The organism is Bacillus sp. REN10 (assembly GCF_016820555.1).
Taxonomy (GTDB): domain Bacteria; phylum Bacillota; class Bacilli; order Bacillales; family Domibacillaceae; genus Bacillus_CE.
This window is the reverse complement of sequence record NZ_JADHDW010000007.1, coordinates 1-13,599: the sequence shown is the minus strand read 5'-3', so window position 1 is coordinate 13,599 and position 13,599 is coordinate 1. Positions and strand designations below refer to the sequence as shown.

General features: G+C 39.7%; 13 protein-coding genes and 1 pseudogene. 7 read left to right on the top strand and 7 right to left on the bottom strand.

The window, feature by feature from the left end; genetic code table 11:
* Nucleotides 1-2: 2 nt before the first annotated feature.
* Nucleotides 3-656 (bottom strand): ABC transporter permease, encoded by a 654-nt coding sequence (locus IRB43_RS11145; protein ID WP_203363562.1) that lies wholly within the window; start codon nt 654-656, stop codon nt 3-5.
* A gap of 14 nt (nt 657-670) precedes the next feature.
* The gene (locus tag IRB43_RS11140; RefSeq protein ID WP_203363561.1) at nt 671-1,813 is read right to left on the bottom strand and encodes a betaine/proline/choline family ABC transporter ATP-binding protein; all 1,143 of its coding nucleotides are present in this window, start codon (nt 1,811-1,813) and stop codon (nt 671-673) included.
* Nucleotides 1,814-2,078: 265 nt separating this feature from the next.
* Here IRB43_RS11140 and IRB43_RS11135 point away from each other — a divergent pair, with 265 nt between their 5' ends.
* From IRB43_RS11135 to IRB43_RS11110, 7 genes and pseudogenes are all read left to right on the top strand, one after another.
* Nucleotides 2,079-2,612 (top strand): MarR family transcriptional regulator, encoded by a 534-nt coding sequence (locus tag IRB43_RS11135; RefSeq protein WP_203363560.1) that lies wholly within the window; start codon nt 2,079-2,081, stop codon nt 2,610-2,612.
* Between the two features lie 359 nt (nt 2,613-2,971).
* A pseudogene (locus IRB43_RS18245) lies at nt 2,972-3,745 on the top strand (MCP four helix bundle domain-containing protein); the annotation flags it as partial.
* Nucleotides 3,737-4,684, top strand: coding sequence for a methyl-accepting chemotaxis protein (locus IRB43_RS18240; RefSeq protein WP_481748143.1), 948 nt, complete (start codon nt 3,737-3,739; stop codon nt 4,682-4,684). The pseudogene IRB43_RS18245 and the gene IRB43_RS18240, both read left to right, overlap by 9 nt.
* A gap of 148 nt (nt 4,685-4,832) precedes the next feature.
* Nucleotides 4,833-5,060 (top strand): FeoA family protein, encoded by a 228-nt coding sequence (locus IRB43_RS11125; RefSeq protein WP_203363558.1) that lies wholly within the window; start codon nt 4,833-4,835, stop codon nt 5,058-5,060.
* Complete coding sequence (gene feoB, locus IRB43_RS11120) at nt 5,057-7,066, top strand: ferrous iron transport protein B (RefSeq protein ID WP_203363557.1); 2,010 nt, start codon at nt 5,057-5,059, stop codon at nt 7,064-7,066. Before IRB43_RS11125 ends, feoB begins: the two co-directional genes overlap by 4 nt.
* Nucleotides 7,067-7,087: 21 nt before the next feature.
* The gene (locus IRB43_RS11115) at nt 7,088-7,252 is read left to right on the top strand and encodes a FeoB-associated Cys-rich membrane protein (protein ID WP_203363556.1); all 165 of its coding nucleotides are present in this window, start codon (nt 7,088-7,090) and stop codon (nt 7,250-7,252) included.
* A 290-nt stretch (nt 7,253-7,542) separates the two neighbouring features.
* Nucleotides 7,543-9,390, top strand: a complete 1,848-nt coding sequence (locus IRB43_RS11110) for an acyltransferase family protein (protein WP_203363555.1) — start codon at nt 7,543-7,545, stop codon at nt 9,388-9,390.
* 173 nt (nt 9,391-9,563) lie between these two features.
* Here IRB43_RS11110 and IRB43_RS11105 read toward each other — a convergent pair whose 3' ends face one another.
* The 5 genes from IRB43_RS11105 to IRB43_RS18235 all read right to left on the bottom strand — a co-directional run.
* Nucleotides 9,564-10,400 (bottom strand): prohibitin family protein, encoded by an 837-nt coding sequence (locus IRB43_RS11105; protein ID WP_203363554.1) that lies wholly within the window; start codon nt 10,398-10,400, stop codon nt 9,564-9,566.
* Complete coding sequence (locus tag IRB43_RS11100; protein WP_203363553.1) at nt 10,372-10,533, bottom strand: hypothetical protein; 162 nt, start codon at nt 10,531-10,533, stop codon at nt 10,372-10,374. Before IRB43_RS11100 ends, IRB43_RS11105 begins: the two co-directional genes overlap by 29 nt.
* A gap of 55 nt (nt 10,534-10,588) precedes the next feature.
* Complete coding sequence (locus tag IRB43_RS11095; RefSeq protein WP_203363552.1) at nt 10,589-11,824, bottom strand: PucR family transcriptional regulator; 1,236 nt, start codon at nt 11,822-11,824, stop codon at nt 10,589-10,591.
* Between the two features lie 120 nt (nt 11,825-11,944).
* A complete protein-coding gene (putP, locus tag IRB43_RS11090) occupies nt 11,945-13,420 on the bottom strand; it encodes a sodium/proline symporter PutP (RefSeq protein ID WP_203363551.1) in 1,476 nt (491 codons plus the stop codon).
* 102 nt (nt 13,421-13,522) lie between these two features.
* Nucleotides 13,523-13,599 (bottom strand): hypothetical protein (locus tag IRB43_RS18235; protein WP_481748142.1); only part of this gene is annotated, 77 nt, incomplete at its 5' end.

Sequence of the window (13,599 nt, the reverse complement as noted above, 5' to 3'; positions counted from 1 at the left end):
TTTTAAGCTGTTTCTTTTAATGTGCGAATGCCTTTCGGGGTGATTATTCCTTCAAGGAGACCGAGCAGCAAATCAATCGTGAAGGCCATGATTGTCACCGGAATTGCTCCGGCAATAATGTATGAAGTTTCATATAAATTTAATCCGCTGAAAATATAATCTCCAAGCCCGCCAGCACCAATAAAAGAGGCTAACGTCGCCCAGCCGATTAAATAAACGGTGGATAAACGAATGCCGGACATAATGACAGGGATAGCTAAAGGCGCTTCTACATATCGAACTCGCTCCCAATTAGTCATTCCCATCCCAATAGCTGATTCGACTAAACTTTTTTTCACTTCTTTCACGCCGGTATAGGTATTTCGTAAAATAGGTAACAACGAATAAAAAAATAAAGCGATAATCGCTGGAACTTTTCCTACACCTAAAATTGGGATGAAAAAAGCTAAAATTGCTAGACTAGGAAATGTTTGAATAACACCAGCGACTCCCATCACGACTGTTGCGGCTTTTTTTGTGCGGGTTAAGACAATACCAAGCGGCACCGCAACAAGAATACCGAGTATAACGGCAATGACAGAAATGTAGAAATGCTCCCACGTCTTCATTGCTAGTTCACTGCTATTAGCAGATAAAAACTGCGTCATCTCGTTCATAATTTTCTCCCCTCCTATCCAACAACTTGCTTATCGTCTTCCATGCCCCAAATCGAGTCATATACAATGTCAACAAGGCTTGCTCTCGTGACGATACCAACAAGGGTATGGTGATGATCAACAACAGGAACATACTTCATGCCCCGCTTTAAAATATTGCGAATTGAGTCGCGCACAAGTGCTTCCTTTTGCACTGCTAGTACGTTCGTTTCCATGACATCGCCGACGAGAACGGCTTTCTTTTGGTACTTATCAATGATTTCAACATCGATATAGCCTTTTAGCACTTTTTGTTTATTTACAACAAGAAGGGAATCTACTCGATGATGTTTCATCAATTGAATCGCTTCTGATAGAGATTTATCTTCGCGAACTATAATGGGCTTTTGATTCATGATTTGCTCAACAGTTTGAATAGTAGGGCGAGCTTGCAGCAAGCGCTCTTTTCCGATAAACTCCTCCACAAATTCATTTGCTGGGTGTTGTAAAATTTCATCTGGTGTGCCTACTTGCACTAATTGACCATCTTTTAAAATGACAATTCGATCTGCTAATTTAATCGCTTCATCCATATCATGAGTCACAAATACAATTGTTTTTCCTAATGATCGTTGCAGTTTTTTAAACTCTTCTTGCAAAGCATCCCGCGTAATCGGATCTAAAGCCCCGAATGGCTCATCCATTAAGATCAATGAAGGGTCAGCCGCTAATGCCCGAAGCACACCAATTCGTTGTTGCTGTCCGCCGCTTAATTCATGCGGATATTTTTCCAAATAATCAGGGGTCATATTGACAAGTTTGAGCAGTTCAAGTGCTCTTTTGCTTCGTTTCTCGATGGGCCACTTTAAAAGTTTAGGCACGAGGGTAATATTTTCTTGAATCGTCATGTGTGGAAATAAGCCAATTTGTTGAATGACATAACCAATTTCGCGACGTAATTGTACGGGATCTTGTTCTAATACATTTCTGCCATTGATATAAATACTGCCCTCTGTCGGTTCAATGAGGCGGTTAATCATCTTCATTGTTGTTGTTTTTCCGCAGCCGCTTGGGCCGATAAAGACGATAAATTCACCTTTTTCAAACTCTAGAGATAAATTTTGAACTGCCTTTTTCCCTCCTTTATACATTTTTGATACTCGATCAAATTTCAGCAATTTCTGACACCTCCGTGTGAATTTATTTATCATTGCATCGATTTCGACAAATGTTTCATTAAAATCATATCGTAAACTTTGTAAAATAAAAAGTTTATGAATTGCACATATTTTATAAAAAGAGGTGAACAAGTAGTTGAAAAATAAATAATGCTCTTAAATGCTTTGAATTTCTCCTAATAACTTTCATTTTCATCTATTTCTTTTAAAGAAAAATTATGTTAAAGTGACGTATGAATCAAGGCGGTTGAAAGGAGTTAACACTGTGGACGAGAAGGCTAGTATCATTAAGAAACAAGCTGAGGAGCATTATATAGATCGAATCGCCGATAATATGAGGACGTACGGGGTTTCGCCAACAGTCGGAAGAGTAATGGGAATTATTTATATGAACCGCAAACCAATGACGTTAAATGAATTATCAGAAGCAACAGGCATGAGCAAAACGAGGATGAGCCAGGTTGTTAGGGAAATGGTCAATTTAAATATAGCTGAGAAGATATTTGAAAAAGGCGTTCGTAAAGATTTGTATACGGTGGAAAACGACTACTACCAAACCTTCATTTCTTTATTTACCTCTAATTGGAGCAAAACAATCAGTCGCAATAAAATCTTTGAGAAAAAGCTGACAAGAGAACTGATGGAAATAAAAGAAAATGAAACACTTACAGAAGAAGCTGAGCAGCAAATTAATGAACTTCTTGTTGAAATGAAACAATGGTCGGACTATTACAACTGGCTTACCCGGCTTATCGACTTTTTTGAAAGCGGAGAAATTTTTAAACACGTGCCAAAATAAGAAGCTGAGACGATTGATAAAGTGTCATGATCATGTAATAAGCTCTGTCAAAAATCATTAAAATCAACATTAATATTTATCGGCAAGAGATTGTCTCATAGGGGCTCTGACAATTAAAACGATATCTAATTTTGATTCTCGTTAGATATTGTTATTCTGAGAAACAGAGCCTTTTATGTTGGGACAGTTTTTTGCTTTTTTTTGCTTAAAATTAGTTAAAAAAGTGCTGTTTATCCGTTATGTTATTCTAATCGAAATTTGTCGAGAAATTGCAAAAAAAGATTAAATCATAAGGTAGGGGGTGCCGATATAACAAGTATAAAATTAACGTCTTGTTGACGAGACGAGGGAGAGTCCATATGAGCCTATTTCGTAATTTGAAAATTTCAAGGAAGTTGAGTTTATTAGTCATCATTAGTGCTTTAGCGCTTTCGATGATTGGCGCTGTTGGTTATATGAATATGAATGATATGGCTAGTAAGTCTAAATCAATGTATGAAGAGCGTCTGAAACCTGCTCAATGGTTAGCAGAGATCTTAGAAACGAATCGTACGCTAGATGCGTATGTATTAGAATTAATGATTACGACTGATCCGAATCGCAATCAAGAACTGTTGGCGAACATACAAAATGCAGCGGATGAAATTGACCATGTGTATCAAAACTTTGAACAGGCTGATTTAACACCTGAAGAAAAGAAAATTTATAGCAGATTTAAAACATTGAGAGTGAGTTTACGCGAGACGAGAGCGCAAGTGATTGAATTGGCTCAACAAAACAAGAACGCAGAAGCATATGCTCTGTATAATAAAGTATTAAGAGGAAAAAGAAACAAGGTAAATAAGGAATTAGATGAGCTCCAAGCTTTAAATGAACAAGCGGCTCAGAAGATTAAGGAAGAAAATGAAGCGGCATTAGATAAAGCTACCATTTTTATGGCTTCTTGTATTCTTGTCTCATTAATTTTACTGATTTCGATCGGTCTTATCATTTCTAGAAGTATTGTTCATCCAATTTCTCAAATAAAAGATTTATTAGCGAAAGCGGAGAAAGGTGATTTTACAGTTAAAGGATCGTATCAATCAGCGGATGAAGTAGGCGAGTTGACAAATTCGTTTAATCATATGGTTGAGGAACTACAAGAGATTATTCGCAAAGTGAGTGAAACGTCCCAGCAAGTGGCTGCTTCTTCAGAGCAATTAAGTGCCAGCGCGGAACAAAGCAGTGAGGCAAGCGAACACATTTCGCTGGCGGTTCAAGACTTGGCGGCTGGGTCGGATGATCAATTGCGCAATGTAGAAGAAAGTACGCAAGTCGTTAAGGAAATGGCTAGTTATACGGATCAAATTGCGGATAATGCGAAAGTAGTATCAGCAAGTGTTGAACAAACGTCAAAAATGTCAATGGATGGAGAGCGAGTTATTCAAAAAGTAACGACGCAAATGAGTTCAATTAATGAGAATGTAACCGGCTTGTCTAATGTGGTAGCGGGCTTGAATGAGCGGTCTACAGAAATTGGCAAAATTAACGACGTTATTACCGATATTGCTGCTCAAACGAATTTATTAGCTTTAAATGCGGCTATTGAAGCAGCACGAGCTGGAGAACATGGCCGAGGATTTTCCGTTGTGGCTGACGAGGTAAGAAAGCTTGCTGAGCAATCGGCAAATTCGGCAGAACAGATTAGCCATTTAATTGCAATTATCCAAAATGATAACCATCAAGCTCTAGAGTCGATGAAATCCACTACGTCAGAAGTGGAAGAAGGATTACAAGTCGTTCAAGAAGCCGGTCATTCCTTTAAGAAAATTAAAGATTCTGTTAGTGAAGTAGTTGCACAAATTCAAGAGATTGCTCAAATGGTGCAGCGATTAGCTGAAGGGACCCAGCATGTAAGCCAATCGATTGTGACAGTGAACGGTATTGCGGAAACGGCAGCCGCCAACACACAAAACATTTCAGCAGCGACAGAGGAACAATTGGCTTCTATGCAAGAAATTTCTGCTTCTTCAACAGCTTTAGCCAACATGGCGGAAGAACTTCAAGATTTAGTTGTGCAATTTAAAGTGTAAGAGAGAAAGGATAGCGATGAGGCTATCCTTTTTTTCGTTGTCAGATAGTATTCACAGCTTTGTGATATAAACAGGCGAAATAAAGTAGTATAATAATATCAAGAATAGTTCTCAAATATAGTTTGATTTTTTATGGGGGTTAGAGCCTTTGAATATATCAGATCTTAAAAAAGGGCAACGAGCCGTGATTGATGATTTTTCCACTTTACAAGAGACGGTGCGGAGAAGATTGATGGATATGGGGATTAGTGAAGGGACGGAGATTTGTTTGAAATGTCAAATGCCTTTTGGCGGTCCATGTATGATTGAATCTTCTGGGCAGTGTGTAGGAATTCGGAAAAAAGAGGCCGCGTTGATTCAGGTGAAGGCAGAATGAAAGAAATTGCTTTACTGGGAAATCCGAATACGGGAAAGACTTCTTTATTTAATAATTTAACTGGCTCTTATGAACATGTTGGCAACTGGAGCGGCGTGACCGTCGAGAAAAAAGTAGGAGTGCTAAAAGATGGAAGCGGTCATTTAATTGATTTGCCCGGGGTCTATTCGTTAGCCCCTTTATCTCGTGATGAAAGTGTCGTCACGTTTTTTCTTTTGAATGAATCGTTTACAAGCATGTTAAATATTGTGGATGCCAATCAGCTGGAGCGTAATTTACAATTAACCGTACAGCTATTAGAGTATGAAAAGCCAATGATGCTTGCTTTAAATATGATGGATGTCGCTGAAGGCCGCGGGATTTTCGTCGACGAACAACAATTAGCGAAGGAGCTTGGCATAAAGATTGTTCCAGTTGTTGCACGGGCAGGAAAAGGCTGTGATGAACTCGAGAAACAGATGCAGGATGTCGAGAAACAATCATTCCGTTTATATTATGGGCCAGTCATTGAAAAAGGGATTGATCGTTTGTCTGCCCTGATTCAACGGCAAGAAAAACTAGCGCATCTTCCACACCGTTGGTTAGCGATCCAGCTGTTTGAAGGTAATAAAGCGGTGTACGACTTTTTAAAGCAGCATGTGTTAGAAGCAAAATTGCTCGACATAATGGAAGCGGCGCTCACAGAAGTGCGTGAACAGGAAGGAACAACTACGCTTCATCAGCTTATTTATGTGAAAAGAAAAGAGTTTATTGATCATGTGCTGACAAAGGCTGTGAGCATTGAATCGGATAAAGGAGAGCCGTTAACAGAAAAAATTGACGCGGTCGTGACGAATCGATTTTTAGGCATTCCGCTTTTTTTAGCAGCGATGTTTTTGATGTTTAAACTGACGTTTGATTGGCTTGGGATGCCGCTTTCAGACGCATTAGACGGATTCATTGCTGGACCGCTGACTGGGGGATTGCAATCGATGTTAACTGCACTTGGTGCCTCTTCCTTCATTCAATCGCTCATATTGGATGGAATTGTTGCCGGTGTGGGGGGAGTTCTCGTATTTGTGCCCCAAATTTTAATTTTGTTCTTCTTTATTTCCGTTTTAGAGGACTCAGGTTATATGGCACGTGTCGCTTTAGTGATGGATCGCTTGATGGAATCGGTTGGTTTAAACGGAAAAGCATTTATTCCGATGATTATCGGCTTTGGCTGTAATGTGCCAGGAGTGATGGCGGCTCGCACCATTGAGCAGCCAAAGGAACGATTGTTAACGATTTTATTAACGCCGCTCATGTCTTGCTCTGCACGGCTTTCCGTCTATGCGTTATTTGTTGGTGCATTCTTTGCTGAGCATCAGGCACTCATTGTTCTTTCATTGTATGTGCTAGGTATTGTCATCGCCTTGACTTTAGCAAAGTTATTTTCCAGTACCATTTTGAAAAACGAAACGTCGGTCTTTATTATTGAATTGCCTCCTTATCGTGTTCCACAAGTAGAAGGTTTGTTAAAAAGTACATGGGATAAAGGGAAAGGATTCGTTAAAAAAGCAGGGACATTTATTTTTGGTGGTTCTGTTATCATTTGGCTGTTAACCTATATGGGGCCAACCGGGACAGGCGTGTCAATGGATGACAGCTTTTTAGCCTCCATTGGCGGGGCGATCGCCCCCGTGCTAGAGCCGCTTGGATTTGGCACGTGGCAGGCAGGCGCCGCTTTACTAACAGGATTTCTAGCAAAAGAAGTCGTGGTGTCCACGATGAATATTATTTATCATGTACCGAATATGGAATCGTTACAAGGACTTATGGCTGAAGCCTATACACCGCTTTCGGCATTTAGCTTTATGGTTTTCATTTTGCTCTATATTCCTTGCTTAGCCACCGTTGCGATTATTCGTAAAGAAACAGGTTCTGCTAAATGGACGGTCTTTTCAATTGTATATGCGTTAACTATTGCTTATGTGTTGGCGTTCATCATTTATCAAGGCGGCCAGCTATTAGGCTTTTCTTAAAAAGGTAGGGGAGGATTAAAAATGATTAACTATATCATCGGTGCCCTCATTTTTGGTTACGCGGCCTGGACCATTGTCAAATATGTGAAACGAAGTAAACAAGGAAAATGCGCGGCTTGCGATTTGAAGAAGTCATGTGAAACGACTTGCGATGTAGCCATCGATCCCAACAAAATTCATAAATAATTGGTTAGAAAAAGGTGCTATGGAAGCGAGGTTCGTTCACATAGCATCTTTTTTATGGAACATAATCTTGTTATTCGAAAATCTGCCAAACTTTTTCACTCCTTTATCCGTCCTATCATCGAGTGAATTTGCTGAAAAATTGCAGAAAAAAGCCGTCGGAATTTTGGGATAGAAAGGATAGGTCAATAGATTGATGATGGGGAAATAGAGTGGTAATATACTTAGTATCTTTTGAACATAGAATGAGATGAATGAGAAGAAAATGAACGTTTATGCGAGAGGTGAGCGGCATGCCTGAGCCGATAAAAAGAAATCGTCGTTATATGTCTGGTCTAGATGGATTAAGAGCGTTAGCGGTGTTGGCCGTGATTTTTTATCATTTAGAGATTCCAGGGATGTCTGGAGGAATGCTTGGGGTCACTGTCTTTTTTGTGCTGTCGGGTTATTTAATTACGGATTTATTAATGGCTGAGTGGGAGCGAACGCAACGAATTAATTTTAAGCAGTTTTGGATTCGAAGGGCAAGACGGCTTCTTCCAGCGATGCTGACAATGATCGTTATCGTCGTTGCTTATGTGACATTATTTGATCAAGCGTTTTTAGTTCATCTAAGGGGAGATGTGTTAGCAGCTTTATTATATGTCAGCAACTGGTGGTTTATATTTGAAGATGTATCATATTTTGATCGGTTTCAACCGTCTTTATTAACACATTTTTGGTCTTTAGCTGTCGAAGAGCAATTTTATTTAATGTGGCCAGTTATGATCTTTTTGGGCTTGAAATATATACACAAGCGTCATATTTTGCTAGGGGTCACTGTATTAGGTGTGTTGTTATCAGTGCTATTGATGTTTTTGATGTATGAACCTGGCATGGATCCGAGCCGTGTGTATTATGGAACAGATACGAGAGCGTTTTCGTTACTAATCGGTGCCTCCTTAGCAATGATTTGGCCTAGCCGGAAGCTTTCCGCAAAAGTGGAGGAGGGGCCAAGAAACTTTCTTGATGTGATGGGGAGTTTAAGTTTGCTTGTGTTTTTCCTCATGGTTGGCTTTTCTAGTCAATATGATACATTTTTATATCGCGGGGGGATGGTGTTTTTGTCGGTTGCCACAGCGATTATCGTGGCGGTGCTTGCCCATCCAGCTAGCCGTTTAGGGGAATTGCTTAGCTGGAAACCGTTGCGTTGGATTGGTGAACGTTCCTATGGCATGTACTTATGGCATTTCCCCGTGATTGTATTGACAAGTCCAGCAGTGGATACAAGCGAAGGAAATATAGTAAGAGGCAGTGTTCAGCTTTTGTTAATTTTCGTATTGTCTGCTTTATCATATCAATTAATTGAAAAACCGGTTCGAAAAGGCTTGCTAGGTGAGCGGTTCCACGCTTGGCGAGCAGGGGAGTGGAGAATGAAGGATATATCTCCTTCACGTTGGTTTATTGTGAGCAGTGCGGTGATTGTATTGTTCGTTTCGACATTTGGCATCTATATGGCTCCTGCTTCTGGAGCAGATTCAGACAAGTCTGTAATGCCGAAAGAAACCGCCATTCAAACTGTTCAGCACTCAGCATCTGAGAAGAAAGAGGAACCTGTTAACGAGAAGGAGGCGTCTTCCTCTATACAAGCTGAACAGCAGGAAGAGAAAGAGGTGCAAACTGTCACAGCAATAGGGGATTCCGTGATGATCGATGTTGCTCCTTTTTTAAAGCAGCAGTTTCCAGATTTAGTGATGGACGCGAAAATCGGACGGCAAATGTCAGAAGGAATAAAGGTTGCTCAAGGAATAAAAGAGCAGGGACTGTTAGGGGATGCGGTCATTATTGGTTTAGGGTCAAATGGGCCGTTTGCTAAAAAACAGCTAACTGAGATGGTTGAGTCTATTGGTTCTGATAAAATGATTATTTTAATGAATACGCGTGTTCCACGTCCATGGGAAAGAGAAGTGAATGCGGGTTTACAAGAAGTAGCGGGGCAATTTTCGAATGCTACCTTGGTGGATTGGTATCAAGCAAGTGCCAATCATCCGAATTATTTCGCGCCTGATGGGGTTCATTTATCGAAAGAAGGGGCAGAGGTGTACGCGTCCCTCATTTTGAATGAGATAGAAAAAGGGAGAATATCAAAAAGAAGACAGTGAGAATGGCTCCATTCTCACTGTCTTCTTTTTGATCTCACATTAACGGGCTGTCTCTCAACATAGCAGAGAAACGCAGACGTGTAGGTGAGAGATCAACAGCCCGTAAACGCCCGATTGGTTCAACTAACAATCAGTGGGGGATGAAGAAAACCACCACTGATTGAAGTTTCACTTTATTTCGCTACTGGTTCATCGATTGGAACTTCGATTAATTGGTTAGAGCCAGTGGCTTTTGGCATTTTTCCGTCCCATTTTTCAATCCATTTGTTTTGAATGACTTCTTTAGAGATTGATTTTTTAATAATTTCATTGTATTCGGCAATCCCTTGGGCTTCGATTTTTTTCTTCTCAGCTTCTGCCTTAGCAATCTTTAATTCTATTTGTTTTCTTTCTAACTCTTGTGCTGCACCCACCCGCTGATCAATGGCTGCTTGAGTCGCTTTATCTGGCTTTGGCACACCTAATGTTAAGTTATCGACAGCAAACCCTAGGTCGCCAATATCCTCAGAAAATAAATTTTGGACATTCACCGCTGCTTCTGATGATTTCTCTCCGTATGTATCGATGACCGAGTATTTGGCGATCGCTTTACGGCCAGCGTCCCATAGTCTTGTTTTTAAGTAAGACTCTTCAATTTGCTCTACAGGAATCGGGCCAAACTTATTAAATACGTCTACCACTTTATCTGGTTGAATGCTATAGTTATAGGCAAAATCAACTGTAACGTTTTTTCCATCAGATGTTGCCACTTGGATGTCTTTATAATTGACGGTTTGCATTCTGACAGGGTAAACTGTGACTTTATCAAACAACCCGACAAGATGCCATCCTTGACCTAATGTTTCTTCTTGCACGCCGCCGTTTGGACTGTAGACAACACCAACATAGCCATTTGGAATTTTCTCAATAAACATAGAAAAGATAAGTGCACCTAAAGCTAATGTAATCGCGACAATGGCTCCGCCAATAATTTTGCGGTTCTTACCCTTTGTGTTGCTTGCGTTCTCCATTCTCATCCTCCTCTAATTTTTCTTTTAGTTTGTAGGCCGTGTCACCAACTCTTTTAAAAGAGGGGGACAGCATTAGCCAAACTCCAAACCCTAGTAGCAGAATGACGATAATTGATCCGATAAAAACTTTCATACTGATCGCCTCCTCTTTATATTTTTACATTATTTTTTAGAAATGTCATCTATTTTCACTGTGAGGCTTCTCGTTTCAACAGTTGAAGGTCAATAAATAATTGGCATCTAACATGAACATCGTGGAAATTAATTGCCGTTAGTTCGTCGATTTGCTTCATTCGGTATTTTAACGTATTCGGATGGATAAAAAGCTGTTCCGCTGTTTGTTTCATCCGGCAATTATTTTCTAGAAAGACTTCCACTGTTTTTAATAGATCACTTTGACTTTCTTGATCTTTTTTCTTCAGTTTCATTAAATCTTGATTGATATATTGTGTTTCATAGTTATGGCGCTGGATCGCTTCCAAATATCGGAATACACCTAATTTATGATAGTCCGGCGAAATTCGTGTAGGTGAACCGAGAAATTTAGCGACTTTAATAACTTCTAAAGCTTCTAAATAGCTATTTCTTAACTTCGAGATTGAAGAATATTCGTTTCCAATCCCAGCATAGACGGTCTGGTCTTTACATTGACTGAAGATCGTGTGTGTCAGTTCCAGTGCGCTTTCATGAATCAGACTGTTATTTAAAGAGCGGCTGCCAATGAGAACCACAATGTTTTGCTGATCAAGGAATAGATGAGAGGGGTGCTTTAAGGCGTTGGCAAACAATCTCACCGTTTCTGTTAATTCGTCAAAGCTGTCATCTTCTATTTGTGTCATAGTGAAAACGTTAACAATAAATGTAGTGGGAAGGATGATGTTATGGTTGGCTGCTTCCCATTTAATTTCATTTTCATTTTGATAAGCATGATCAATTATTTTTTTATAGAAATGATCTTTCTCTTTATTTTTCATAAGATTTAATTGTTTCCTCTTATACAGCAGCATTCCGATATGAGAGGAGACTTTATGAAGAAAATCTAATTCTTCATGAGTAAGCGGAGGTTTCGTTTCTTGAACCCAAATATATCCGAATATTTGCTCTTTATATTTGGTGCTAGTAACAACACGTTGGTTAAGTCCAATTTCTTTAATTTTCTTTACCCGAAAAGGTTCTGGAATCGATTTTAATTGCTCAATAATTCCTTCCTCAATAAATTTTTCTAAAATAGGGATGGGTGAGCGTTTGGAGAAAATGGTATCTTTATTGGCTTTATCGAAAGCTTCTATTGAATAAGAGCTGTAAGCCAATAAAGAAAATTGATCATCCTCTAACACAATCGGCTTCTTTAAAAATTGACTAATCAATTCCGTAATCTCATTGATATCGGTTAGAGAAAGGATTTTTTCTAATAACACACTCATCAAAAATTCCTCCTTCTCTATTATCATACACTTAATTATACCTCCAATATACGCAAAGACAACGAAAAGGACTGGGAATCGTCCAGTCCTTTTCGCCTGTTGAAAGGTGGAAGTATGAAATTAACTTTCTTCTTTCAATTTTTGCTCAAATTGTTGGAATTGCTGTTCAATGTCTGCGGATGGTTTCGCTGTTAACAAGCTGACAATGATGATGGAAAGAAAACTTGCGGCAAAACCAGGAATCATTTCGTATAACGTATCTGATAACCCGATCTTTGACCAGACAATAACAGTTACAGCACCTACTACCATTCCTGCTAACGCTCCCCATTTCGTCATCCGTTTCCAATAAAGGCTGAGAATGATCATTGGACCGAATGCAGAACCAAATCCTGCCCATGCATAGCCCACAAGATCAAGAATAGTTTTGCTCTTTTCCCAGGAAAGGATGAGAGCAATAACTGAGACAAGAAGAACAGATAAACGTCCTAAGAAGACAAGCTCTTTGTCCGAAGCAGAGCGACGGAAAAATGTTTTGTATAAATCTTCTGTTAGTGAACTTGACGTAACAAGCAATTGAGAAGAGATCGTGCTCATAATCGCCGCCAAAATCGCAGAAATTAAGAAGCCTGTAATAATTGGATCAAATAAAATTTCGCCTAGTTTAATAAAAATCGTCTCAGGGTCACTAATTTTTAATCCGTTTTGTTGATAGTACGTGATTCCTAAAAAGCCTGTTAACATTGCCCCAATACTAGAGAAAATCATCCAACTCATGCCGATGCGACGCGCTTTTTTAATTTCTCTCACAGACGTAATCGCCATAAAGCGAACGATAATATGAGGTTGTCCAAAGTACCCAAGACCCCAAGCGAATAAGGAAGCAACACCTAAGAAGCTAGCTCCTTTAAAAATATCCAGTAAATCAGGGTCAATAGAGCGCGGTGTATCAATAGCTGGTCCAAATCCGCCGATATGCATTAGCGTAACAACAGGAACGAGAATCAAAGCAAGGAACATAATTAAACCTTGAACGAAGTCTGTCCAACTTACGGCTAAGAATCCACCAAAAAGAGTATATGAAACAACTACAGCTGTGATGATCCAAAGGCCTGTGTGGTATTCAAGTCCAAAGGTATTTTGGAATAATACTCCTCCAGAAACCATTCCTGAAGAAACATAGAAGGTGAAGAAAATCAAGATAACTAATCCAGAAATTAAACGCAGAATTTTGGATTGATCGTTAAAACGATTTTCTAAATAGCCTGGAATCGTGATGGAATCATTCGCTACTTCTGTATAAGTTCTTAATCGAGGTGCGACATAGAGCCAGTTGGCCCATGCTCCGAGTGTTAACCCAATAACGATCCATGATGAACTGAGACCTGTAGCGAACATTGCCCCAGGCAACCCCATTAATAGCCATCCGCTCATATCTGAAGCACCGGCACTTAAAGCAGTAACGGCTGGTCCTAAACCGCGTCCACCTAACATATAATCAGATAAATTCGATGTTTTCTTATAAGCAAAATAACCAATGAACAGCATTCCAACCATATACACCGTAACAGATGCAATTAAAGAATAATCCAACATATAAAAACCCCTCGCTTTCTATGAAAAATCTATGATGTTGAGAGGGGCTGCCCCCACCCCTTTAATGCGTTAACACACTGGAGGCTAGACCCCGGAAAGCTATTATAACATTTCTGACGTTGTTTTTGCTTGCATATGCAGCTGTAAATAATCAGGTCCGCCCGCTTTCGAATCCGTTC